This is a genomic window from Thiobacillus sp., from assembly GCF_013693775.1.
Taxonomy (GTDB): Bacteria; Pseudomonadota; Gammaproteobacteria; order Burkholderiales; family Thiobacillaceae; genus Thiobacillus.
On the sequence record NZ_CP059257.1, the window covers coordinates 321,293 to 345,806 of the forward strand.

The 24,514-nt window shown below is 63.3% G+C and carries 21 protein-coding genes; 8 read left to right on the top strand and 13 right to left on the bottom strand.

The window, feature by feature from the left end; translation table 11 throughout:
* Positions 1-2: 2 nt before the first annotated feature.
* The gene (locus HZY77_RS01605; RefSeq protein ID WP_296818081.1) at positions 3-770 is read left to right on the top strand and encodes a 3',5'-cyclic-nucleotide phosphodiesterase; all 768 of its coding nucleotides are present in this window, start codon (positions 3-5) and stop codon (positions 768-770) included.
* 337 nt (positions 771-1,107) lie between these two features.
* On the opposite strand, the gene HZY77_RS01610 is transcribed toward HZY77_RS01605, so the two are convergent.
* The 7 genes from HZY77_RS01610 to HZY77_RS01640 all read right to left on the bottom strand — a co-directional run bounded on the left by HZY77_RS01610 (position 1,108) and on the right by HZY77_RS01640 (position 9,928).
* Positions 1,108-2,142, bottom strand: a complete 1,035-nt coding sequence (locus HZY77_RS01610; protein ID WP_296818083.1) for a hypothetical protein — start codon at positions 2,140-2,142, stop codon at positions 1,108-1,110.
* Positions 2,143-2,228: 86 nt separating this feature from the next.
* Positions 2,229-2,960, bottom strand: a complete 732-nt coding sequence (locus HZY77_RS01615; RefSeq protein WP_296818085.1) for a DUF302 domain-containing protein — start codon at positions 2,958-2,960, stop codon at positions 2,229-2,231.
* A 52-nt stretch (positions 2,961-3,012) separates the two neighbouring features.
* A complete protein-coding gene (locus HZY77_RS01620) occupies positions 3,013-5,541 on the bottom strand; it encodes a response regulator (RefSeq protein ID WP_296818087.1) in 2,529 nt (842 codons plus the stop codon).
* A gap of 4 nt (positions 5,542-5,545) precedes the next feature.
* Positions 5,546-6,613: an ABC transporter ATP-binding protein gene (locus HZY77_RS01625; RefSeq protein WP_296818089.1), complete on the bottom strand. Its 1,068-nt coding sequence runs from the start codon at positions 6,611-6,613 to the stop codon at positions 5,546-5,548.
* A 6-nt stretch (positions 6,614-6,619) separates the two neighbouring features.
* On the bottom strand, positions 6,620-8,209 hold the full coding sequence (locus HZY77_RS01630) for an iron ABC transporter permease (RefSeq protein ID WP_296818091.1): 1,590 nt from the start codon (positions 8,207-8,209) through the stop codon (positions 6,620-6,622).
* 88 nt (positions 8,210-8,297) lie between these two features.
* Positions 8,298-9,305, bottom strand: a complete 1,008-nt coding sequence (locus tag HZY77_RS01635; protein WP_296818093.1) for an extracellular solute-binding protein — start codon at positions 9,303-9,305, stop codon at positions 8,298-8,300.
* A 146-nt stretch (positions 9,306-9,451) separates the two neighbouring features.
* The gene (locus HZY77_RS01640) at positions 9,452-9,928 is read right to left on the bottom strand and encodes a C40 family peptidase (protein ID WP_296818095.1); all 477 of its coding nucleotides are present in this window, start codon (positions 9,926-9,928) and stop codon (positions 9,452-9,454) included.
* A 75-nt stretch (positions 9,929-10,003) separates the two neighbouring features.
* Here HZY77_RS01640 and HZY77_RS01645 point away from each other — a divergent pair, with 75 nt between their 5' ends.
* Positions 10,004-10,693 carry a DUF6781 family protein gene (locus HZY77_RS01645; protein ID WP_296818097.1) on the top strand — a complete coding sequence of 230 codons (690 nt, stop codon included), beginning with the start codon at positions 10,004-10,006 and terminating at the stop codon, positions 10,691-10,693.
* A 133-nt stretch (positions 10,694-10,826) separates the two neighbouring features.
* Positions 10,827-12,506, top strand: a complete 1,680-nt coding sequence (locus HZY77_RS01650; protein WP_296818099.1) for an AarF/UbiB family protein — start codon at positions 10,827-10,829, stop codon at positions 12,504-12,506.
* 9 nt (positions 12,507-12,515) lie between these two features.
* On the opposite strand, the gene HZY77_RS01655 is transcribed toward HZY77_RS01650, so the two are convergent.
* A complete protein-coding gene (locus HZY77_RS01655) occupies positions 12,516-14,789 on the bottom strand; it encodes an EAL domain-containing protein (RefSeq protein WP_296818101.1) in 2,274 nt (757 codons plus the stop codon).
* Entirely contained in the window at positions 14,786-15,613 is an 828-nt protein-coding gene (locus HZY77_RS01660; protein ID WP_296818103.1) for an alpha/beta fold hydrolase, read from the bottom strand. Before HZY77_RS01660 ends, HZY77_RS01655 begins: the two co-directional genes overlap by 4 nt.
* Positions 15,614-15,760: 147 nt before the next feature.
* On the opposite strand from HZY77_RS01660, the gene HZY77_RS01665 reads away from it, so the two are divergent.
* Positions 15,761-17,728, top strand: a complete 1,968-nt coding sequence (locus HZY77_RS01665) for an ATP-dependent DNA helicase (protein WP_296818105.1) — start codon at positions 15,761-15,763, stop codon at positions 17,726-17,728.
* 138 nt (positions 17,729-17,866) lie between these two features.
* On the opposite strand, the gene HZY77_RS01670 is transcribed toward HZY77_RS01665, so the two are convergent.
* The 4 genes from HZY77_RS01670 to trxB are packed head-to-tail and all read right to left on the bottom strand — an operon-like array spanning position 17,867 to position 20,038.
* Entirely contained in the window at positions 17,867-18,397 is a 531-nt protein-coding gene (locus HZY77_RS01670; RefSeq protein ID WP_296818107.1) for a peroxiredoxin, read from the bottom strand.
* Between the two features lie 18 nt (positions 18,398-18,415).
* On the bottom strand, positions 18,416-18,754 hold the full coding sequence (locus HZY77_RS01675) for a Smr/MutS family protein (protein ID WP_296818109.1): 339 nt from the start codon (positions 18,752-18,754) through the stop codon (positions 18,416-18,418).
* Between the two features lie 56 nt (positions 18,755-18,810).
* A complete protein-coding gene (locus HZY77_RS01680) occupies positions 18,811-19,077 on the bottom strand; it encodes a hypothetical protein (protein ID WP_296818111.1) in 267 nt (88 codons plus the stop codon).
* Position 19,078: 1 nt separating this feature from the next.
* On the bottom strand, positions 19,079-20,038 hold the full coding sequence (trxB, locus tag HZY77_RS01685) for a thioredoxin-disulfide reductase (protein ID WP_296818114.1): 960 nt from the start codon (positions 20,036-20,038) through the stop codon (positions 19,079-19,081).
* A 109-nt stretch (positions 20,039-20,147) separates the two neighbouring features.
* Here trxB and HZY77_RS01690 point away from each other — a divergent pair, with 109 nt between their 5' ends.
* The 4 genes from HZY77_RS01690 to thpR all read left to right on the top strand — a co-directional run bounded on the left by HZY77_RS01690 (position 20,148) and on the right by thpR (position 24,147).
* Positions 20,148-22,424 carry a DNA translocase FtsK gene (locus tag HZY77_RS01690; protein ID WP_296818116.1) on the top strand — a complete coding sequence of 759 codons (2,277 nt, stop codon included), beginning with the start codon at positions 20,148-20,150 and terminating at the stop codon, positions 22,422-22,424.
* Positions 22,421-23,122: a 2-C-methyl-D-erythritol 4-phosphate cytidylyltransferase gene (gene ispD, locus HZY77_RS01695; RefSeq protein ID WP_296818119.1), complete on the top strand. Its 702-nt coding sequence runs from the start codon at positions 22,421-22,423 to the stop codon at positions 23,120-23,122. The genes HZY77_RS01690 and ispD overlap by 4 nt, the downstream gene beginning before the upstream one ends.
* Positions 23,115-23,597, top strand: a complete 483-nt coding sequence (gene ispF, locus HZY77_RS01700) for a 2-C-methyl-D-erythritol 2,4-cyclodiphosphate synthase (protein WP_296818121.1) — start codon at positions 23,115-23,117, stop codon at positions 23,595-23,597. The genes ispD and ispF overlap by 8 nt, the downstream gene beginning before the upstream one ends.
* Positions 23,590-24,147, top strand: coding sequence for an RNA 2',3'-cyclic phosphodiesterase (gene thpR, locus HZY77_RS01705; protein ID WP_296818123.1), 558 nt, complete (start codon positions 23,590-23,592; stop codon positions 24,145-24,147). The genes ispF and thpR overlap by 8 nt, the downstream gene beginning before the upstream one ends.
* Positions 24,148-24,514: the final 367 nt, after the last annotated feature.

Here is a 24,514-nt window from a genome sequence, read left to right on the forward strand (position 1 = left end):
CCATGAAACTTACCGTATTGGGTTGCAGCGGCGGCATCGGCAGTGGGCGTCATACCACGTGCCTCATGGTCGACGACGATGTGCTGATCGATGCCGGCAGCGGTCTCACCACACTCGACTTCGAGCAACTGGTGAAGATCGACCACGTGCTCCTCACCCATGCCCATCTCGATCATGTGCTGGGGCTGCCGCTGCTGCTCGACAGCGTCGGCGACCTGCGCGGTACGCCGGTGACGGTGCATGCGCTACCCGAGGTGCTGGAGGTACTGTCCACCCATCTCTTCAATTGGCAGCTGTGGCCGGATTTTCGCAAGATTCCGAGCGAGGAGGCGCCCTGGCTACGCTTCGCGCCGCTCGGCCTGGGCGAGGCGTTCACCCTGAGGGGACGCACATTCCGCCCATTGCCGGTCAACCATGTGGTGCCGGCATGCGGCCTGCATGTGGCCACGGCATCCGGCAGCCTGGTGTTCAGCGGCGACACCACTCACAGCGCTCCCTTCGTCGCCGCGCTCAACGCTATTCCCGACCTGCGCCACCTCATCATCGAAACCTCGTTCGAAAACGAACTGGTCGAGATCGCCAAGGCGTCGAAGCATCACTGGCCGGATTCGCTGGCGGCGGAGTTGAATGGGCTCAGCGCGCGGCCAGAAGTGTGGATCACGCATCTGAAGCCGGGCAATGAGTCGGCGATCATGAACGAACTACGCGAGGCAGCGCCTGGCTGGGGCGTGGAGGCTTTGCTGCAGGGGCAGGTGATCATACTGGAATGACCGCTGGCTAGCACCCGTGCGAGGTGCGTTTACGTCCGAGCGGTATCAATATCGGAAGCAGCGTTACGACCAACCAGGGCGTTGCGGGCTCTGGCACGGCGAGGCTTATGATGCGAGGCCCGTGGGGGTAACGGGTCATTGGCACCTGAAATACTGATGGTCGAGGCAGCCGAATGGAAAGCTGCGCTCAGTGCGAGAATCAGCGTCAGGGCATGAATCCATTTGCACACGGCCGTTTCTCCTCAGGTAAGCCTGGCGAGCTTAGCGATGAGGTCTTGACACGGTGATGTGTGGGTTATGCCAGTTTGGGCCAGGGGATACGGGGACAATCGCCCCGTCAGGGCGCAAAGCCCGCCAATTCCGCCTCGAATTCCGTCGCATTCAAGTTTTCAAACGTTTCACGACTGAACAGAGTGACCGCGCCCGCCATTTCGCTCCAGCCGTAACCGCGGCTATCCGCACACAGTTTGTCGCTGTCCTGCGGCACGCGGGCGATGAGATGCAAGCAGTTCTTGCTGTAGATCAGGTTGTAGGGGATGTTGCGCGCATGCAGGCGATCGATCTCGAGCCAGGCGTCGGCGGGTTCGGTGAAGCGTTGGCACGGAAGTGGATAGGGTTCGCTGCCGCCGTTGTGGGCAAAACACGGATATTTCACCGGCAAGGGATTCGGCTGCACGAAGCTCTGGAAGTGCAGATGGTTGACCGAGGCGCCGGCACCGGTGCTGTTGTAGGCAAGGGAAAGGCCGTGCGCGCCTGCATGGGCGCAGAGATGCCAGGCCCAGCCGTGCAGTTCGGNGGTGAGGAACTGCGGCAGTTCGCGCTCGGGATCGGGCACCAGCAAGCCATGCAGCCGGGCGAAGGGGAATTTGTTGTACAGCAGGCGTGCCGGCTTGGCGGCGAGTTTGCCTTCCCACAGGATTTCCCTGGCGAGAAAGGATTTGTTGAAATGGAAACCCGCGGGGTCGAAGGGGCGCAGCAGACTGTCGAATTTCGTTCCGCTGATGCGGGGCGGGCGCAAGGCGCGGATGGGGTTGAAGAATAGGTGCCACGGTCCGGCGCTGCGGCTTTCCATCGTTTTCAGATGGTCGAAGCCGATGGCGAGGAGCTTGAGGAAAACCAGCACGTCATCCTCCGGATCGGCCAATTTCCTGCCGTCGCGAAGGGTGTCGGTGAGGGCCGCTGCGAGTTCCGCATGACGTGCCGACAGTGCAGGCGCGAGTCGTGTCCACAGCTTCGGATCGTAGGCGGCGTTGGCGAGGACGAGGATGTAGACGCCCAGGACGCGATGGTTTTCCAGCATGGCGGCGAGTCCGTCGGCGAAATTCCGCTCCAGCACGGGGAGCGAGATGAACGGGGAGAAAAGCGTAGGCATGCGGTTAGGGGCCGGAAACGAATCCCGTATGGTGCCATCCGGCTGCGATAGCGGGCATTCAGATTTTTGCGGGCAGCGCCCGGCGTTTATAGCGCGCCGTCGGCGCCGGCACGCATCACGCTATCCAGTTTCTCGCGGATGTCCATCGCGCCCTTGCGCAATTCCGGCGTGATGCCCGCCTGCTTGCCGGCCTGGTCGAGCCAGGTCACGTCCCAGTCCAATGTCAGTACCCAGATGTTCTTGTCGGCATCCTCCATCACCGCGATGCGGCAGGGCAGGAATACGACGATCTCCGGAATGATCTTGAGGAGGTCGCGGCCGACGGCGATGTCGCAGAAGCTGAATACTTCGACGCGTGGCGCCTTGTCGTCGTGCAGCATGGCCCTGAATTCCTTCCATATCAGGTTCTTGCCGACGAACTTGAGGTTCAGCTGATTGGCGCGCAGCATCATCGATTCGACCACCTGGTCGAACGACACGCCAGGCTTGGCTTTGTACTTGAGGGCGAAATAGTTCATCGCCTCGCGCGCGTCCATCTGCATCAGATGGGACATCATGGGCATGGCCGTCTGCAGCCAGTGTGCCTTTTCCTCTGGCGTCAGGATGCGGTTCATCTGGTAATCGCGGTAGGGTGGCGGCGGTGCCTGCTGCATCAGCATCGGGCCGTAGGGTGTCGACGTGACGTCGATCCAGCTTTGTTCGGGCGAAGCGGGTGTGGCTGGCGCTGCGGTCGGTGGGGGCGTGGCCGCAGGGGGCGGCGGCGANNTTGCAGACAGGCTGCAAAGGCTGGCGAGTAGGAGGGGAAGCGAGCGCATCATGACGTGTCTCCTGGACGGCTAGGTTTTTATCCTACGCGCCGCAGGGCGTGCGTCAATCTGCGCCGCCGCCATGGGTGCGGAAGTGTGCTTCCAGCGCCGCCAGTTCCGTTGCCGCGGCGGCGAAATCGCCGCTTTGCACGCGGGTTTCGATGCGCGCGGCGCCTTCGCGGATGACGGTGGCCATCACGCTGGCGGCTGCGCCCTTGAGGGCATGCGCTTCCTTGCGGCAGAGCTCGGTCTGGCCTTGTTCGATTCCGTGTTTCAGCGCGCTCAGGCTGGCTTCTGTAGTGGAGACGAAGAGCGTTTCCAGGTCGTGCACCAGCTGCGGATTGCCGGGGTAGCGCGCATGCAGGGCGGATAGGTCGAGCAGCGGGGCGGTGGCTGCAGCTGGCGCAGCCTGCGGCAGCCATTGCATCAGCAGCGCAGACAATGCGGCTTCGGTGTAGGGTTTGCTGAGGTAATCGTTCGCGCCCGCTGCCAGGCAGGCTTCGCGGAAACCTGCATTGGCATTGGCGGTCAATGCAATGATCGGAATGTGGCGGGCATCGGTTTCCAGCCGGCGAATCCGCTGGGTGGCTTCGAGGCCGTCCATCTCCGGCATTTGCCAGTCCATCAGCACCAGATCGAATGCTTCGGACGACAACAGGTCCAGCGCCTGGGTACCGCTGGCGGCCACGGCAAACTGCAGGCCCATTTCGCGCAGCTGGTGCGACAGGACCTTCTGGTTGACGGGATGATCTTCCACCATCAGGACGCGGCCGTGCAGCTGGATGACGGACTGCGTCGGAAGCTCGACCAGTGGCAGGGTGGTCGCAGGAAGCGAGAGATGGAGGGTGAAGCAGCTTCNCCTGCCCGGTTGGCTCTCGACCGTGAGCCGCCCACCCATCAGGCCGGCCAGCTGGCTGCTGACCGCAAGGCCCAGGCCGGTTCCGCCATAGCGTCGGGTGGTCGATGAATCCGCCTGCGAAAAAGCCTGGAACAGACGTGTCTGGGTTTCTTCATTCATGCCGATGCCGCTGTCACGCACGCTGAACTGGCATCCGATACCGTCCTCGTTCGTTGCGAAGCGCGCGTGCAGTTCGACTTCGCCCTGATGGGTGAATTTGATGGCGTTGTCGACCAGATTCAGCAGGATCTGGCGGATGCGCGTGGGATCGCCCAGCAGCGCGGGAGGCGCGTGTTCGGGCAGCGACAGGGCGAGTTGCAGATTTTTCTCCAGCGCGCGCGCCTGGAACAGGGCCGTCACGCCCTGTACCAATGCAACCGGCGAGAAGGCGACCTGTTCGATGGAAAGCTTGCCCGCCTCGATCTTGGAGAAGTCGAGAATGTCGTTGATGATCGTAAGCAGGCTTTCGGCCGAGCTTCTCAGGGTGGAGGCATATTCGCGCTGACGGCCGTCGAGCGGGGTTTTCAGCAGCAGCCCGCTCATCCCTAGGATGCCATGCATCGGCGTGCGGATTTCATGGCTGACGTTGGCGACGAACTCCGATTTGGCGCGCGCCATCTGGACGGCTGCCTCGCGGGCCGCTTCCTTGGCGGCCTCGGCGGCCCGGCGTTCGGAGACGTCGCGCATGATCGCCTGGATCACCGGCTTGCCTTCCAGCGTCATGGCATGAAGGGCGATCTCGGCCGAAAATACCGAGCCGTCCTTGCGCACGCCCTGCCAGTCTATGGCTGAATGCCCCAGGCGGCGCGCCAGGTTGATGGCCCGCATGGCGTTGTCGATGGCCATTCCGCCATTGGCCTGGATGGGCGTGCCGAGTTTCTGTATCGGCGTGTGAAGGAATTCTTTGACCGTATCCATGCCGAACAGCGACAGCGTGGCCGGATTGCAGTCGGTGAATCCTGAGTTGTCGAGGATGACGACGGCGTCCGAGTTAGTTTCGAACAGGGTCTGGTACTTCTGCCTTTCCACTTCCAGTTGGCGTGTCTGGGTCAGCATGCGGCCTACCAGTATGGCCACCAACGAGGCCAGCAAGGTCGCGAAGATGCCCAGCACCAGCATCAGGTTGCGCGTGGCCTGGTAGGCGGTGAAGGTTTTGCCCAGTGCGGTCTCGTTTTCCTTGCGCTGCAGGTTGGTCATGTTGTCGAGCGCTTCGACCAAACGGTTCTGCAGGGGAATGGCCTCTTTCTGCAGCAGGGTCAATGCGTTGTAATTGTTGTCATCGAGCGCCGCTTCGACCACGTTGAACATGACCGGTTGATTGGCCAGCGTGATGGCATCCAGGTCGGCCATCAGCTTGATTTCCTCGGGCGTGCTGAGCATCGTCACCAGTTGGCTGCGGTCCTTGGAATAGCGTTCGCCATACTCCTGGAACTGCAGGAAGAGCGTGTCTTTTTCCCAAGGATCGATGGAGACCACGATGTTGTGCATCAGCATCGCGCGGTCGCGCAGGGTGTCACGCATGTGTGAAGCCAGACGCGTCTTGACGTTGTTGACGGATACGACTTTCGAGAGCTCAGCGTTGAGATAGGCCATCTGGGTGACGCCCAGGCCGATCACGGCCAGCATCAGCAACAGGGCGGCAGTGAAACCCAGCCCGACATTGAACAGCAAGCCGCGGAGAGGGGCAGGCAGCATGGAATTATTCGCGGCGGAATGCCACGACATGATCGACGGCCAGCTTGATGCCGATCTTCTCGCCGATGGCGTGATTATGGTGCGACGGCACCAGCGACAGTGCGCGCTGGCCGCTCGGCAGCTTCAGCGTGTAGAGGAATTCGGCGCCACGGAAGGCCTTGTTCTCGACTTCCGCCAGCAGCAGGCTGTCGTCGTCGTGGACGATGTCGTCGGGACGCAGCAGCACGTCGACATGGCAGTTGCGCACGCATTCGTCGCAGCCGCTGGCGTCGCATTCGACCGGGATGTGGCCGTCGAGCACGCCGAGCTCGATTTCGACCTGATGGTCGTTGACGACTTCGCCGGTGAGCAGCGTGCCCTGGCCGACAAAGTCGGCGACAAAGCGGTTCGCCGGTTCGTGATACAGGTTGTATGGCGTGTCCCACTGCTGGATGCGGCCTTCATGCATGACGCCGACCCAGTCGGCGAGCGCGAAGGCCTCGTACTGGTCGTGGGTGACGATGAGCGCGGTGGTCGCCTCGCGCTTGAGGATGTCGCGCACTTCGAGCGACAGGCGTTCGCGCAGTTCGACGTCGAGATTGGAAAAAGGCTCGTCCATCAGGATCAGGCGCGGGCGCGGCGCCAGCGCGCGGGCAAGGGCCACGCGCTGCTGCTGGCCGCCGGAAAGCTGGTGCGGGAACTGCCCGGCGTGGCCGGCCAGGCCGACCAGCGCCAGCAATTCGTCGACTCGCGCCAGACGCGCAGTCGAGGGTTGGCCGCGCAGGCCGAAGCCGACGTTGTCCGCCACGTTCAGGTGCGGGAACAGCGCGTAGTCCTGGAACACCATGCCGACGCGGCGTTTTTCGGCGGGCAGCATCCAGCCGGGGCGGCTGACAACTTCGCCGCCGATGCGGATCTCGCCCGCCTGGATCGGCTCGAAGCCGGAGATGCAGCGCAGTGCGGTGGTCTTGCCGCAGCCCGACGGGCCGAGCAGGCAGCCGATCGCCCCTTCGGGCAGGGTGAAGGAGAGGTCGGCGATGATCTGGCGTGCGGCGTACGACTGCGACACCGAGTCGAGGATCAGTTCAGCCATAGGGGGTCAGTCAAGCGGGCGCGTACCGCGCCAGGTCAGGAGAATGATGGGGATGATACCGGCAACGACGATGGCGAGCGAAGGCAACGCGGCGCGCTCCCATTCGCCTTCCGAGGTCATCTCGAACACCCGCACTGCCAGTGTGTCCCAGCCGAATGGGCGGGTCATCAGGGTAATGGGCATTTCCTTCATGATGTCGACGAAGGTCAGCGCCGCGGCTGTCAGCAGGCTGGCACGCAGGATGGGGAAGTGCACACGGGTGAGCAATGCGGTGGTTGAGCTGCCGAGGTTGCGCGCGGCTTCGTCGATACTGCGGGTGATGCGGTGCAGCCCGCTGTCGATGGGACCGAAGCCGACTGCAAGAAAACGCACCAGATAGGCCAGCAACATGATCAGCAGCGTGCCTTTGAGGATCTCGGTGCCGCCGAAGCCGAACCAGCTGCGGCCGCGATCGATCAGCCAGTTGTCCAGCGCCGCCATCGGGATGAACAGCCCCACCGCCAGTACGGCGCCGGGGAAAGCATAGCCGAGCGTGGCGAGGCGTTGCGTCCAGGTCATTGCGGCACCGGGGCGTTGACGTCCAGCGTAGGCGAGCAGCAGTGCGACGGCTGCCACCATCAGTGCGCCGATGCCGGCCAGCAGCACTGAATGCCATGCGAAGTCCCAGTAGCGCGAATCGAGATCATCGGTGAGAACCGTGCGTGCCCACAGGGCAAGCTGCATGACCGGAATGAGGAAGGCGACGGCCAGCACCGTCCCGGCATACAGGAACGCCAACCCGGCCAGGGCCGGCGGCAGCCGGATTCGGCGCTGCGCGGCACTGCGGCCCACGGCACCATAGCGCATCCGCGTGCGTGAACGCTGCTCGAACACCACCGCGACCAGCACGAACAGAATCAGGATCGAGGCCAGCTGCGCCGCTGCCGGCAGGGAGAACAGGCTATACCAGGCCTTGTAGATGGCGGTAGTGAAGGTGTCGTAGTTGAAGATCGCCATGGTGCCGAAGTCGGCCAGGGTCTCCATCAGCGCCAGCATCAAGCCGGCGGCGATCCACGGTCGCGCCATTGGCAGCGCCACCCGGAAGAATCCTTGCCAGCGCGACAAGCCAAGCGATTGTGCGGCTTCCAGCGCGATCGCACCTTGCGTGGCGAAGGCGTTCTTCGCAATCAGATAGACATAGGGGTAGAGCGCCAGCGACATCACCAGGATGACCCCACCGCGCGAGCGGATCTCGGGCAAGCCGGTGATACCCCAGCTTTCTCGCAGCCAGGTCTGCAGCGGACCAGTGAAATCCAGCAGGCCGATCGCGACAAAGGCGGTGACGTAGGCGGGCAAGGCCAGCGGCAGCAGCAGTGCCCAGTCGAACAGGCGGCGTCCGGGAAAGTCGCACATCGCCGTGAGCCAGGCCAGCGACACGCCCAGCACGCTGACGCCGATCCCCACGCCGAGTAGCAGCCACAAGGTATTGCCGACCAGTTCGGGCAGGACGAATTCGGTCAGGTGGGCAAGGATATCGCCGTCTACCTGTGCAAACGACGAGAAGGTGACCACGACCGGCACCAGCACCAACGCGGTGATCGCAAGGGCGAACAGCATCCAGCCGCTGGGAGGCGACCAAACAAAAACGCCCGCAGCGGGCGTTCTTGAGGGCATTGCAAGCTTGTCAGACAAGATGGGGCACTTCTTACTTGTAGCCGGCGCGATCCATCAATTTTACGGCCTTGGCCTGCAGGCTGCCAGCCTCCTTCACGTTGATGAGGTTCTGTCTGAAATTGCCCCAGGCGGCCACGGTCTTGTCAGGCGTCACGTTCGGGTTGACTGGGTATTCCAGATTGACGTCGGCGAACAGGTTCTGCGCCTTGTCGGACGACAGCCATTCGATCAATTTCTGCGCACCGGCTGGATTCCGGGCGTAGCGCGTGACACCCGCCCCGGAGATGTTGACGTGCACGCCGGCAGCCTTGTTCTTCAGGTTCTGGTTGGGCCAGAAAATCGCCAGCGGCAGGTTCGGCTGCTTCGCCATCAGGCGGCCGAAATAATAGGTGTTGACCAGCGTGACATCGCATTGGCCGGCCGCCACGGCTTCCATCGCCTTGGTGTCGTCGGGGAAGGGCGACGTGGCGAGGTTGGCGATCCAGCCGCGCACCATGTCCTCGGTTTTGCCTTCGCCGTATTCGGTGATCATCATGGCGACCAGGCTCTGGTTATAAACTTTCTTCGACGTGCGCAGGCAAAGGCGGCCTTTCCATTTCGGATTGGCCAGGTCTTCATAGGTCGACAGATCGGCAGGCTTGACCATGTTGGTGTTGTAGACCAGGGTGCGCGCGCGTACCGACAGACCGAACCATTCGTTGTTGGGATCGCGCAAATGGGCCGGCACGTTGGCCTGCAGGGTCTTCGACTGGATCCGGCGCAGCAGGCCTTCTTCCGCGGCCTGCCACAGATTGCCGGCATCGACCGTTAGCAGCACGTCGGCGGGGGTGTTCCTGCCTTCGGCTTTCAGCCGTGCCATCAGCGGACCTTCCTTGTCCGTGATGAATTTGATCTGTACGCCGGTGTCGCGGGTATAGGCATCGAACAGGGGTTTGATGAGCTGTTCATTGCGCGCGGAATACACCACGACGTCCTCGGCTGCTGCGGGCAGGGCTACAGCGGCCAGGAGCAGCGCGGTGATCAGTCTGGGGAATGGCATGTTGCGGGCTTTCCTGCTGAGATTAAGAATGCCTGCATCGTACTAAAAATGAGAACGCTTATCAATTCTGGATTGCGCGGATTGGAGCCTTGCGGCGCTTCCCTGGATATCCGGCAGAGGCGAGTGGGGAAGGACTTCGGGCGGCCCTACTCGAACGAGGCAACCGTCACGGACGGGTCCGCAGGCAGGGCGACGCGGCGAGCGCCGTCGAACCGCTCACGCCAGTAAGGATCGCTGAGCCTGGACACCATGACCGAACCGGTCCGGCTGCTCGTGGCATGCACGAAGCGGTCGTCGCCCAGATAGATGCCGACGTGGGAGAACGCGTGGCCGAGGGTGTTGAAGAAAACCAGATCGCCGGGCTGGAGATCGGCCTGGTTGAGCGTTTGCGTGGATTCGCTGATCGCCAGACTGTCGTGGGGCAGCTTGACGCCGGTGATCTGGCGGAAGACGTGGTCGACGAAACCGCTGCAATCGAGTCCGGTCTCGGGCGACGTGCCGCCCAGGCGATAGGGGCTGCCCACCAGGCTGACCGCATAGATGGATATGTCGTCGGACGGCGCGGCATGCGCAGGTTGCGTGAGCAGAACGACCAGAATGGCTGACAGCAGGACGGACTTCATCGAATGGCAATCTGCTCTATAGTTGAAGCGAAACTACGGCCAAATGCGGCAAATCTTGACCCTGAGGACTGCATCATGAATGACGTGAACACGCCTGCCACAGGCGAAATGAGTATCCCTGAAAATACGCAGCTTGTGCAATTGCACGACGAGGCCGCGGCGGCAGTGTCCGCGCCCGACCTGCACGAGCGCGTCCGTGAATTGACTGCGCGCGTGCTGCACGAACGGCGCATGGCGCTGAATGACATACGCGAGTTGGTCGTTGCCATCTCGTCCGGCGTGGGCAGCGGCCTGACTTCGCGCGGCGGCGAAATGAAGGATGGACTCAAACAGGCGATCGCCGGTCTGGACGAGGCCGTCGGCAGCGCGGCACAGGCGGCGTCCTATACCTTGCGCGAAGCGGCCACCCAAGGCCAATCCTTCAAGGACAATGAACTGAAGGCGAGCCTCGAACAACTCCGCGACCTGGAGGGCCAGATTGTCGAAGCCCTGAAGCAGACCGCCAGCCAATCGGGCGGCAAGCTGAAGGAAGAACTCGGCTACCTGAGCGATCACCTGATAATCAGCGGCACCCGCACCGGCGAACAGGTGCGCGAAGCGCTCCAGCAACTGGCGAACGGCGTGAAGGCCAGCGGCGCCGCGGGACGGGCCGGGCTGAGCGAATCGGCCAGTAAGGCGACCGAACGCCTGTCGTTAGTGGCGAGCGGCATCCTGGAGGCTCTGTCCGATTCGCTCAAACGGCAGAGCGAGCGCCTGCGTTCCTGACCTCTCCGCGACGGGCGCGGGTTATCCCCGCCATGCGGCTTGCGGCGACAGCAGGTCGTTGCCGCAGTGGCTTACGGATCCGACGTGCCCTTGCGGGTACACTCTCGGCATTAACTGATTCCAAAAAACAACGATGCTCTGGGAAACCATTTCGGTCGTGCGCGACCTGCCGCGATTGCATGAAATCGCCTCGGTGATGATCCGTTATGGCTGGGGCGATCTGGTGCGCGTCCTGGGCATCAGCGGCGCACTGGAGCGCGCCGGCCGGGTTTTGCACTGGCACAGCACCAGCGAGATCAGCCAGCTCGACGCGCCGGTGCGCGTGCGCCGCGCACTGGAAGAACTCGGTCCGACCTTCGTCAAGCTGGGCCAGGTGTTGGCGACGCGGGTCGACATGTTCCCGCCGCACTGGATCACCGAATTCGAGAAGCTGCACAGCCAGGTGCCGGCAGTGCCTTACGAGCGGTTGCATCGTGATCTGGTGGCGGCCATCAAGGGCGATCCCGCCGAAGTGTTCGCGGAATTCGATACGGTGCCGCTGGCGGCGGCCTCCATTGCGCAGGTATATCGTGCCACGCTCAAGGACGGCACGCGGGTCGTCGTCAAGATGCGCCGGCCCGGCATCGAAGGGGTGATCCAGGCCGATCTGCGCATCATGGAGCACGCCGCCAAGCTGCTGGAAAGCGAAGTACCGGATTCGCGCCGCTACGATCCGGTCCAAATCGTGTCGCAGTTCCGCCGCTCCTTGAATCGCGAACTCGACCTGGCGAAAGAAGCACGCAACATCGACCAGTTCGCGCGTCATTTCGCCGACGAGCCGCTGGTGAAAATTCCCCGGGTGTACTGGGAGTACACCAATGATCGCGTCAATGTGCAGGAAGAAATCATCGGGATGGCCGGCGTCGCGCCCGACAAGCTGCGCGCGCAGGGACTCGATCCCAAGCTGCTGGCGGCACGCGGGGCCGATGCCGTGCTGCGCATGGTGCTGGAACATGGCTATTTCCATGCCGACCCGCATCCCGGGAATGTTCTTTTCCTGCCAGACAACCGCATTGGCATGATCGACTTCGGCATGGTGGGGATGCTGACCAATCCCCGCCGCAACCAGATCGTCGATCTGCTGCATGCCTTGACGCGCAAGGACGAGCAGGCCTTGCTACAGGTGCTGCTCGACTGGAGTGGCGAGTCGGTCGGCGATGAAGACCGCCTGGCCTACGACGTGGCGGAACTGCTGCAGAGCTACGACGATCTGCAACTCAAGGACGTGAAAATCGGTGGATTGCTGAACGACATCACGGCGGTCATGCGTGACAACAACCTGGTCCTGCCGGCCGATCTGACCCTGTTGTTCAAGACGCTGATCACGCTGGAGGGGCTGGGCCAGCAACTCGATCCGGAATTCCACATGATCGACCATGTGACGCCCTTCGTGGAACGCGTCATCCAGCAGCGTTACACGCCGCAGGCCTTGCTTGCGCGCGGGCGCAAGAGCGTGCGCGAGACGCTGGAGGTGCTGGCCGATGTGCCGCGCGATCTACGGCATCTGTTGCGCGATATGCGGCGGGGCCGGGTCAAGGTCGATCTCGACCTGAAGCGACTGGATCAGTTCGGCCATCAGCTGGACCGTGCCAGCAACCGGCTGACCATGGGCATTCTGACGGCCTCGCTGGTCGTCGGCTCGAGCATCATCATGACGGTGAAAGGCGGCCCCCAGCTATTCGGCCTGCCGCTGTTCGGCCTGCTGGGATTCCTGATCGCGTTTTTCAACAGCCTGTGGATCATTTTTTCCATCTGGCGCTCGGGCAAGCATTGATGCCCGGAATCAGGCGGTGCAATTGACGTCTGCGTTCTGGTCGTCGAAGCTGGCGGCCACTTTGGCCAGCGGCATGGGACGGCTCAGCAAGTAACCCTGCACGTGTGCAATGCCCAGGCTTTCGACCTTGCGCAGGATGGTGTCGGTTTCCACGCCCTCGGCTACCAGCGAGTAGCCCGCATCGCTCATCATGCGGGCGAAGTCGGCTACCACCTGGCTTGCACGGTTGTCCTGTCCCAGCTTGTTCACCAGCGAGATGTCGAACTTGACCACGTCCACCGGCAGATCGACCAGATAACGCAACGGCGAGTAGCCGGTGCCGAAATCGTCCATGGCGATGCGGTAGTTCACGGTACGCAGCAGGTCGAGATAGGTGCGCACCTCCGACATTTGCGTGATGAGCGAGGTTTCCGTGATTTCCAGCATCAGCGGGTGGCGGGCATTGTGACGCGACAACTCCAGCAGTTGCGACACGACCTCGGGGTGCGAAATGCTTTGAGCGGACAGGTTGATCGATACCCCGATGCCGGGCGGCAGCTGCTGTGACGACAGGTCGGCATCGACCTGGTTCAGCACCGCCAGATCGAACCCGGCCTCCAGGCGGCGGCTGCTGACAACCGGCAGGAAGGCGTCCGGCATGATGAGGTCGTTGCGGTAGCGGATGCGCGCCAGGGCTTCGTAATAATCCACCTTGCGCCCGGGCAGCGCGTGAATGGACTGGTAATGCATTTCGATCATGCCGGGGCTGGCCAGGGCTTGGAACAGGGCGCTGGTTTCGCGGCTGGCCACCAGCGTCTGCGAGGCGCGCTCGGTATCCTCGCCATACAGGGCGATGCGGGTACGGCCGGGCTGTTTCGCGGTGTACATGGCGATGTCCGCCTGCTTGGGCAGGTCGTTGATATGCTCGAGCTGATCGGGCGCGCAGAAGGCGATGCCGATGCTGATCCCGACTGGCTCATTGATTCCCAGATCGCTGAAGACCGACGCGTCGAGCAGGCTTTGGCAGCGCTGCGCGATCTGCTTGGCCTGGGCCGGGGTGGTGCGTGACAGGAAGGTGGCGAACTCGTCCCCGCCGAGGCGGTACAGGCGGTCGTTGGCGCGCAGCGCCATCACCAGTGCATCGGCGATGATGGACAGCACGCGGTCGCCCTTGGCGTGGCCGTAAGTGTCGTTGATGGTCTTGAAGCGGTCGCAATCGAACAGCAGAAAGGCCACGCCTTGTGGCGCATTTTTCAGCTCGATACGGAATTTCTCCCAGTCTTCTTCATAGGCGCGCCGGTTGTGGCAGCCGGTGAGCGCATCCTGGCGTGCCTGCGAATGGAATTCGCGATTCTGGTGTTCCAGCGAGCCGTGCAGTTCGCGCAATTGCAGCTGATAGTCATACAGCGAGCGGCGGACATTCTCCAGTTCGCTGATGCGCATGGCCTGCGAACGCGAGGAATGGGGGCTGAACCGGCCGTGCTGCATGGCATCGATATCCTGCGATAGCCGGCGTAGCGGACGCACCAGCAGGCGGTTGTAGACGACGAAACCGAGCAGGGACATGGCCATCAGGAGCACAAACAGCGCAAGCAGGGTGCGTGACAGGATGCTCTGAAAGCGGAGCCGGTCGGGGTCGGGCTGGGCTTTGAACGTCAGCCTTGAAAGCAGCTTGGTGGCAGGCAGGTTTTCGCCCGGTTTCAGCGTCAGCTTGATGCTGGCCTTGTCCGCGAAGTGGAGCGCTTCCTGCTGCAGCAGGGCCGGCATGAAATCGAGCCGGATCATGCCGTAGCCGAGCAGGGTTTGATGCCGTTCGTCGATGTAAACCGGGAAGGCATGATACAAAACGGTGGCGCCCGCCTCATCGGCCAGCCAGCTGGATAGCCGATGAAGCGGGACGTCGGCGGGCAATCTGGCCGGCAGGCTGATTTTTGCCGGGCTCGGGGCCAGCAGCGACCCCGATGGGGTATACAGTGCCACCCGGACAAAGTGGCTGGGCAGCATGCCGCTTTCGTAGACCCGTTGATCGCGCCAGTATGAGTAATACTCGGGCAGTACCAGTTGTTGTCGGGTTTCGTCCCAGTCTGCCAAGTTGGCTGCCTGGTCATCCGTCTGGCGCAACAGGCGCTGAACGGCCGAGGTCAGTTCGGAAGCGGCCGCATTCTGGTTGTGCTGTTCCAGGCTGCGGGTGACCTCGCGTGTCTGGTAGGCGGCAAAGCCGCCGATCAGGCTCATCAGTACCAGGAGCCCGGTAATGAAAGCGAGCGCGATCTGCTTGATGGAAATGGCATCGGGCCATTTCATTGGGATGATCCTTGTTGCTGCGCTTCAAGGAACTTGAGCGTGTGGTCCAGCAGATCGAATTCATGCTCGCCATCCATGAAATGGCTGCCTCCGTGCACGATCACCAGAGGAACCTGGATATGCTGCAAAGCCTTGAGCCAGCCTTGGCCGAGCATGCCGTCGGCATCGCCCATGATGAGTTGCACGCTGGTCGGTACCTGCTTCAACGCGGTCAGCAGGCGAGGCTGGTCCCAGCGCACATACGACAACAGGCCGTCCGGCGTCGAGGTGTATTTCCGGCAGAATGACAGGCGCTGGGTGACCAGGGTTCGTTGTTGGTTCTGTATCTGGGCTTCCAGCTGGGCAATCAGGGCCTGGCGCGATGTGGTGCCGATCTGGGCTTCGACCAGCGAGGCGCCGATGTAGGCCTTGATCGCCGGATCCGGATGGGTACTCAGATACGCCAGCAACTGCAAACTGCCGAAACTGTGACCGACCAGTACGATGGAGCGATGGCCGTGCGCCTTCAGCCAGCCCACCCAGCGCCCGATCTCGGCCACGTCGTCCTCCATGCTGTGTTTGTGTACTGCTTCGCATGCCAGGCTCTGCATGCGGTTGGGGATATTGAGGCTGAGCGTGGGCAGCAGGACCGTGTAGCCCGCATCCTGCAGTCCGCGGGCCAGCGTGGCGACGGTGGGGAACTCGCGCGTTTGCAAGAAGCCATGCAACAGCAATACGGCGGGCTTGCTACGCTGCCCGATCAGATATTCGGCATTGGCGGGGATTCCGGGGCGCATCTCCTGCTGGACGATGGCCGCGTGTGCCGCGACTTGGAATACCGACATCAGCAAGCAAAGCAGGTATAGGCGCATGGCGGGACTGGATAGGCAAAGTCTAAGGTTCTAACGGCAGAAGAAGTGTGGAACTGAAGCAACTGCAAACGGTTCTGCCTAGGGTGAATGTTACACTTCGTCTTGAAATCCGGCCCAAAAATGTTTGATCTGAAACAGCTCTTTTCCCCCGATGGCGCGTGTGCCGCAGTCCTGCCGGGCTGGCGTGCGCGTCCGCAGCAACTGGCCATGGCCGAGGCAGTCGAGCGTGCGGTCGCCGATAACAGCGTATTGCTGGCCGAAGCGGGAACCGGTACGGGGAAAACGCTGGCCTATCTGATTCCCGCCTTGCTGTCGGGCGGCAAGGTGGTGATCTCCACCGGTACCAAGGCCTTGCAGGACCAGTTGTTTCACCGCGACCTGCCGGCTGCGCGTCGTGCGCTGAAATCGCCGGTCAAGGTGGCACTGCTGAAAGGCCGTGCCAACTATGTCTGTCATCACCATCTGCAACGCAATCTTGCCGATGGCCGCTTCGCCCACCGCGACGATCCCGTCTGGCTCGCCAAGATCGCCCGCTTTGCCGAAACCAGTTCGAGCGGCGATCGTGCTGAGGCCGAAGGCATCCCGGAAGACGCCACCGCCTGGCATTACGCGGTCTCCAGCCGCGACACCTGCCTCGGCAGCGAGTGCAGCCATTTCAAGGACTGCTTCGTGATGGCGGCGCGCAAGGCCGCGCTCGACGCCGAAGTCGTGGTGGTCAACCACCATCTCTTCTTCGCCGACCTGTGGCTGAAGGACGAAGGCGTCGCCGAACTGCTGCCGGCTTGCAACACCGTGATCCTCGACGAAGCTCACCAACTCGCCGAAACCGCTGCACAGTTCTTTGGCGAAACGTTGTCCACCGCGCAACTGCTCGATCTGGCAGGCGATGCCAAACGTCTCGCTGCGGTGAAAGCGGGTGATTTTCCGGCACTGCGCCGCGCCGCTGAAGAGCTGACCAAGATCACGCGCGACCTGCGTCTGGTGTTTCCGCAGAATCCCGTCAAATCGACGTTCGCGGAACTGACGCGCTACGACAAATGGCCGGCTGCCTTGAGCGCGCTGGCTGCCGGTCTGGATGAGATGACGAAACTGTTGGAGAGCCAGGCCGAACGCGATGCCGATCTGAAGAACTGTTTCGAGCGCGCGCAGGCCGTGCAGGGCACGCTCGCCAGTTGGCAGCGCGAGGACGACCCCGATAACCCGCGCGTGCGCTGGCTGGAAACCACGATGAGTTCGCTGCTGCTGCACGCGACGCCGCTGTCGGTCGGCGCCATGTTCGGCGCCAAGCTCACCGAGCGGGCGCAGGCGTGGATCCTCACCTCGGCCACGCTGTCCGTCGGCGGCGATTTCACCCACCTGAAAACGCGCCTGGGCATCGAGGCCGTCGAAACCCTGTGCGTCGACAGCCCCTTCGACTATCCGCGCCAGGGCGTGCTCTATGTCCCGCAGAACCTCCCCGCACCCAACACGTCCGAATTCACCGATGCCGTCGTCAAGGCCGCACTGCCTGTGCTCGAAGTCAGCCGCGGCCGCGCCTTCATTCTGTTCACCAGCCTGCGTGCGTTGGAACGGGCGCGCGGCCTGCTGATCGATGCATTCAAATTTCGCGGCTGGGACTACCCGCTGCTGGTGCAGGGCGAGGCCCCCAAGAACGAATTGCTGGCCCGTTTCCANAAGGCCGGCAACGCCGTGCTGCTGGGCAGTCAGAGTTTCTGGGAGGGCGTCGACATGCCCGGCGACGTGCTGTCGGTCGTCATCATCGACAAGCTGCCGTTCCAGCCACCCGACGACCCGGTCGTCGCCGCGCGCATCGCCCAGGCCGAGAAGAACGGCGGCAAGCCCTTCATGGATTATCAATTGCCGCACGCGGCGATCAGCCTGAAGCAGGGGGCCGGGCGGCTGATCCGCACCGAGACCGATCGCGGCGTGCTGATGATTTGCGACACGCGGCTGGCGGACAAGCCGTATGGGCGCTTGCTGTTGAATGCGCTGCCGGCGATGACGCGGACACGGAAGCTGGAGGTGGTGGAGCGGTTNTTTGCGGCAGAGAGTAGNGGGGATTTGGCTGTGCCGATTACGGTGGAGTAGGGCCCACCGCCGCTGACCTAACCACCGTTCGCGCTGAGCCTGTCGAAGCGCCGTTGGCAATAGCTGAGCTCTCGCAGGACTGTTGACCGTTGGCCAGGCTACCCCCGGCCAACGAGCCTCAGTCCTGCGAAGCCAACACTACTCAGTGGCTCTCCGGTGCTTGATCCGCACTGGATTGCTTCGGCGCTGCACATCGCGCAATGACGAGGCACACTTACAGCCCTGCACAAACCCCAACACCTCCGCCGCATGCCCCGGCGCCTTCAGCCCGCGCCAGCTCTTCACCAGCTTGCCGTTCACATCGAACACGAAGGTACTGCGCTCGACCCCGCGCACCTGCTTGCCGTACATGTTTTTCAGCTTCATCACGCCGAACTGTTCGCAGACGATTTCGTCCTTGTCGGACAACAGTTCGAACGGAAAGCCGAATTCGGCCTTGAAGCCCTCGTGCGACTTGATGCTGTCGCGTGAAATGCCGACGACGATCGTGTTGGCCTTGCCGAAATCGGCATACAGGTCGCGGAATTCCTGACCTTCGAGGGTGCAGCCCGACGTGTTGTCCTTGGGATAGAAATAGACGACGACGTTCTTGCCGCGATGGTCGGACAGCTTGAAAGGCGTGTTGCCGGTGGACGGCAACTCGAAATCGGTGATGACGGGATCGCTCATGATGGGTCTCTCTTTCTTTCAGCGTGACGAGGATTTGAGTAGCACGATGACGGCACCGGCGCCGCCATCGACCGTGCGGGCCTGGCAGAAGGCAAGCACGTCCTCGCGCTGCATCAGCCAGTGGCGTACCTTGTTTTTCAGTACCGGCAGGCGGTTCTTCGAGCCATGCCCCTTGCCGTGGATGATGCGTACGCAGCGCCGGTCTTCGAGCATGCAGCGGTTGAGGAAGGCGGCCACCGCCATGCGGGCTTCGTCGCCGGTGTGGCCGTGCAGGTCGAGTTCGCCGCGGATGACCCAGCCGCCACGCCGCAGTTTCCTGAGTGCGGCGGTGGGGACGCCTGGGCGTGAATACAGCATTTCTTCGCCTGTGGAAACGGCGGCTTCCCAGTCCCACGGATCGGAGAGGGCGTCGATCAGGGCTTGCTGCTCGTCGGCCCGCCGTTGGTGGGCGATGGGTTTGGGACGCGGGCGTGCGATATCGGCGCGGTTTGCGGGGGAAGTGGAACGGCGTCGGCGACGGCACGGCGGAACAGCATGGCGCCGTCCGGTTTCGGTTTCGGTTTATGCGGTGCTTGGTGCAGCGTGGTCGGCGCAGCAGCAGCCTGCTCGCGCAAGGCGCGGCGCACACGTGCCAGCGCCTCGAACGAGGCGGGCGCGAGCGCACTGCGGCTGCGTTTCATCTCACTTGGTCTTGCCCAGTGCGTCGAGGTAGCGCTCGGCGTCGAGCGCAGCCATGCAACCGGTACCGGCGCTGGTGACAGCCTGGCGATAGATGTGATCCTGCACGTCGCCGGCCGCGAACACGCCTTCGATGTTGGTGGCGGTGGCATTGCCCTTGTTGCCGCCCTTGGTGACGATGTAGCCGCCCTCCAGCGTAAGCTGGCCTTCGAAGATGGCGGTGTTGGGCTTGTGGCCGATGGCGATGAAGATTCCGGTCAGCGCGATGTCCTTGGTCGCGCCGTCCTTGGTGCTCTTGATGCGCATGCCGGTGACGCCGGTCTTGTCGCCCAGCACTTCGTCCAGCGTGTGGTCGAGTTCGAGGCTGATCTTGCCTTCCTTGACCTTTTCCATCAGGTGGTCGACCAGGATCTTCTCGGACTTGAAGGTGTCACGGCGGTGCACCACGGTGACGTGTTTCGCAATATTGGCGAGATACAGCGCTTCTTCAACGGCGGTGTTGCCGCCGCCGATCACGGCGACGTCCTGGTTCTTGTAGAAGAAGCCGTCGCAGGTAGCGCAGCCCGACACGCCCTTGCCCATGAAGGCCTGCTCGCTTTCCAGCCCCAGGTACATGGCCGAGGCGCCGGTGGCGATGATCAGCGCATCGCAGGTATAGGTGCCGGAGTCGCCGATCAGCGTGAAGGGCTTCTCGGTTAGCTTGGCGGTGTGGATCTGGTCGAAGATGATCTCAGTCTTGAAGCGCTCGGCGTGGCGCTGGAAGCGATCCATCAGTTCGGGACCCTGCACGCCGTCGGCGTCGGCCGGCCAGTTGTCGACTTCGGTGGTGGTCATCAGCTGGCCGCCCTGCTGCATGCCGGTGATGACGACCGGCGAGAGGTTGGCGCGCGCGGCATACACCGCAGCCGAATAGCCGGCGGGGCCGGAACCGAGAATGATGAGTTTGTGGTGTGCGGTGCTCATGTCTGTAATCAGCCGTGGGGAAAGGGCACTATTATAACCAATCTTGGCGGCGGCATTTCCATGCAGCCAGCCCGGTATAATCAGGGCCACTTTCAGCCCTTAAGTTCCCATGGCGCGTCCCGCTTCCCGTTCTTCGACTCCCTTGTCACCGCGCATGCAAAGGCTGCTGCGCGAAGCCCGTGCCTTGCTGGTGGGGTGTGCGGCGCTGCTGCTGGCGGCCATCCTGCTCACCCACAACGCGGCCGACCCAGGCTTCAGCACCACGGGCGACGGCGGTCCGCTGCACAATCTGGGCGGGCGTGTCGGCGCGTGGCTGTCGGATCTGCTGTTGATGCTGTTTGGACTGTCGGCCTGGTGGTGGGTGGTGTTGGCGGCGGCCTATGTCGTTCATACCTTTCGCCATCTCGATGAAACCCCGCTGACAGGNGGGCGTCAGCGCTGGTTCAGGCTGGGCGGGTTCGGCTTGCTGTTGCTGGGCAGCACCGGTATCGAATGGCTGCGCACCTGGCACTGGGCGGTGGCGCTGCCGGACGCGCATGGCGGCGTGCTGGGCGCGGGACTGGGTGCCACTGCGGGTGCGCTGCTCGGGTTCACCGGTGGCTCGCTGGTCTTGCTGCTGCTGATGGCGGTCGGGTTCAGCCTGTTCACCGGCGTGTCGTGGCTCAGTATGGCCGAGCGCACCGGCGCGGGGGTGGAGTGGGCCTGGTGGACGTCGATCCAGACCTGGCAGGCCTACCGCGACCGCAAGCTGGGCGAGGCGGCACAGCAGAAACGCGAAGCGAAAGTGTCGGTTGAGAAGAAGAAGCGCGTCGAAGCACCGCCCATTCGCATCGAACCGGTGGTGAAGGAAGTGCCGCAGTCCGAGCGCGCCGTCACCGAAAAGCAGGCGCCGCTGTTCTCCGACCTGCCGGATTCGCCGCTGCCGCCACTGCACCTGCTCGATCCCGCCGACGAGGCGGTAGAAACCGCTAGCCCCGAGGCGCTGGAGTTCACCTCGCTGATGATCGAGCGCAAGCTCGCCGAATTCGGCGTCGAGGTGAAGGTGGTGTCGGCCTCGCCCGGCCCGGTCATCACGCGCTACGAGATCGAACCGGCAACGGGCGTGAAGGGCAGCCAGATCGTCAATCTCGCGAAGGACCTGGCGCGAACGCTGTCGGTGATCAGCATCCGCGTGGTCGAGGCGATTCCGGGCAAGCACACCATGGGGCTGGAAATCCCCAACCCCAAGCGGCAGATCGTGCGACTGAGCGAAATTCTCGGCTCCAAGGCCTATCACGACAGCGCGAGCCCGCTCACGGTCACGCTCGGCAAGGACATCGCCGGGAATCCGGTGGTGGCGGATTTGGGAAAAATGCCGCACCTGCTGGTCGCCGGCACCACCGGCTCGGGCAAGTCGGTTGGCGTCAATGCGATGATTTTGTCGCTGGTCTACAAATCCGACCCGAGCGCCGTGCGCATGATCATGGTCGATCCCAAGATGCTCGAGCTTTCCATCTATGAAGGCATCCCGCACCTGCTGGCACCGGTGGTCACCGACATGAAGCAGGCCGCCAGCGCGCTCAACTGGTGCGTGGGCGAGATGGAGCGGCGTTACAAGCTGATGTCGGCAGTCGGCGTGCGCAACCTCGCCGGCTACAACCAGAAGGTGCGCGATGCCAAGAAGGCCGGCACGCCGCTGACGCACCCGTTCAGCCTGACACCCGACAACCCGGAGCCGCTGGAAACCATGCCGATGATCGTGGTGATGATCGACGAGCTCGCCGACCTCATGATGGTGGTCGGCAAGAAGGTCGAGGAACTCATCGCGCGGCTCGCCCAAAAAGCCAGGGCCGCCGGCATCCATCTGATCCTGGCGACGCAGCGGCCGTCGGTCGACGTCATCACCGGCCTCATCAAGGCCAACATCCCGACCCGCATCGCCTTCCAGGTGTCGAGCAAGATTGACTCGCGCACGATTTTGGATCAGATGGGCGCCGAGGCGCTGCTGGGGCAGGGCGACATGCTCTACCTGCCGCCCGGCACCGGCCTGCCGCAGCGCGTGCACGGCGCCTTCGTGTCGGACAACGAAGTGCATCGCGTCGTCGATTATTTGAAGTCTCTGGGCGAACCGGAATACATCGAAGGCGTGCTCGAATCACCGGAAGAGGTAGGTGAGGGCGGCGGCGAATTCGGCGAGGCGGGCGCGGAAGCCGATCCGCTCTACGACCAGGCCGTCGCCTACGTGCTGAAGTCGCGCCGCGCGTCGATCTCGTCGGTGCAGCGCCAGCTGCGCATCGGCTACAACCGCGCCGCGCGCATGATCGAGGACATGGAGCGCGCCGGACTCGTCTCGGCGATGCAGTCCAACGGCAACCGCGACGTGCTCGCGCCGGGAGGCGAGGCATGACGTTCTACGCGCTGATTCCCGCCGCCGGCTCCGGCTCGCGCATGGGCGGCGCCGTCGAGAAGCAGTACCTCGACCTCAATGCCGTGCCGATGATCGCGCACGCCATGATGGTGCTGGCCCGCGAGCCGCGCATCGCGCGCATCTTCGTCGTGCTGTCGCCGACCGACCGCCGCTGGAACAACTACGAATGGCGTGGCTGGGAAGAGCGCATCGAGGTCTTGCGCTGCGGCGGCAAGACCCGCGCGGAGACCGTGCTGAACGGTCTCGACGCGATTGCCAGGGTGTGCGATCCCGACGACTGGGTGCTGGTGCACGACGCCGCGCGGCCCTGCCTACCCGACGAGATGCTCGACAAGCTGCTCGACGACGTCGCCGACGATCCCGTCGGCGGGCTGCTCGCCATGCCCGTGGCCGACACGCTCAAGCGCGCCGCGGCCGACACCGCGCACGGCGCACGCGCCGAGGCGACCGTACCGCGCGCCGGCCTGTGGCAGGCGCAGACGCCGCAGATGTTCCGTCATGGCATGCTGACCCGCGCCCTGCGCGCCGCCGGCAGCGACATGACCGACGAGGCCTCGGCCATCGAGCAACTCGGGCTGCAGCCCAGGCTGGTCGAGTCAGACAGCCGCAACCTCAAGGTTACCTACCCGCAAGACCTGGAGTTGGCGGGTCTGATTCTGGGAAAGCTGAATGAATGACTTCCGCATCGGCCACGGCTTCGGCGTCCATGCCTTTGCCGAGAATCGCAAACTCATCATCGGCGGCGTCGAGATTCCTACGACNCGCGGACTCGCCGGCCATTCCGACGCCGACGTGCTGCTGCACGCGGTCTGCGATGCACTACTGGGCGCCGCCGGGCTGGGCGACATCGGTCGCCACTTTCCCGATACCAGCGCCGAATTCAAGGGCATCGACAGCCGCATCCTGCTGCGTCGCGTCGCCGAACAGTTGCAGCAACGCGGCTGGCGCGTCGGCAACGTCGACGCCACCATCATCGCCCAGGCGCCGAAAATGGCGCCGCATGTCGCGCGCATGACGGCGCACATCGCCGACGACCTCGGCATCGCCATCGACCACGTCAACGTCAAGGCGACCACCACCGAGAAACTGGGCTTCACCGGACGCGGCGAAGGTATCGCTGCCGAGGCGGTGTGCCTGATCGCGCGTGACTGAATCCGCTCCGGCTGAGTTTCATTCGGCCAAGCCCGATACTCTACGTCTGTTCTTCGCCCTGTGGCCGGACGACGCCACCCGCGTAGCACTCAATCGTACTGGGAAATGGTTGCACCAACACTGGGGTGGCCGGCGCATGCGTGCCGACACCCTGCATCTCACCCTGGCCTTTCTCGGCAGCACGCCGGCCGAGCACCTGGATGCCCTGGTCGCCTGCGCCGACACCGTCCAGTCACACGCATTCGAACTGATCCTCGACCAGGCCGGCTACTGGCGCCACAACCGCATCGGCTGGCTGGGTGCGAGTGAGACGCCGTCGCAGCACGTCGAACTGGTCGGCGCGCTGAATGCCGCCCTGCAGGCGACCGGTTTTCCCGTCGATGCGCGGCCGCATGTGCCGCATGTCACGCTGCTGCGCAACACGGTGGGCGGCGAAATCCCAGTATGCGAGCCGGTACGCTGGCCGGTGAGCGATTTCGTACTGGTGAAGTCTGTCACCGAACCAGAAGGCGCGCATTACGAAGTGATCAGACGCTGGCCCCTGGATTGATGTCCCCGGCAAACGGCATAAAACAGGTTTGTCATGAAATTTCACTTGACACACTCAAAAACCACCCTGTAAGTTTCGCCCCATCCATACAGGCCGATGCCAAGCACGTCGGCCACCTCTGCGGAAAACTGAAAAACAATTAACCAGTGCAGCTTTTGGGAGAGCCGCATGTCCTTCAGTTTTGCCGTCTATCGTCCCTCGCCTGGACGAGTCTTTGAACGCATCATCGCCCTGTTCGGGTTGGTCGCCTTAATACCGGCGTCGTTCGCGCCGTCCGCATACGCTACCGCTGTCGGCGCCACCCCGGCAGCCATCAGGTCAGCCCCAGCGGCGCCTTCACCTACACCCTCCCCATCGCCGTTCCGCC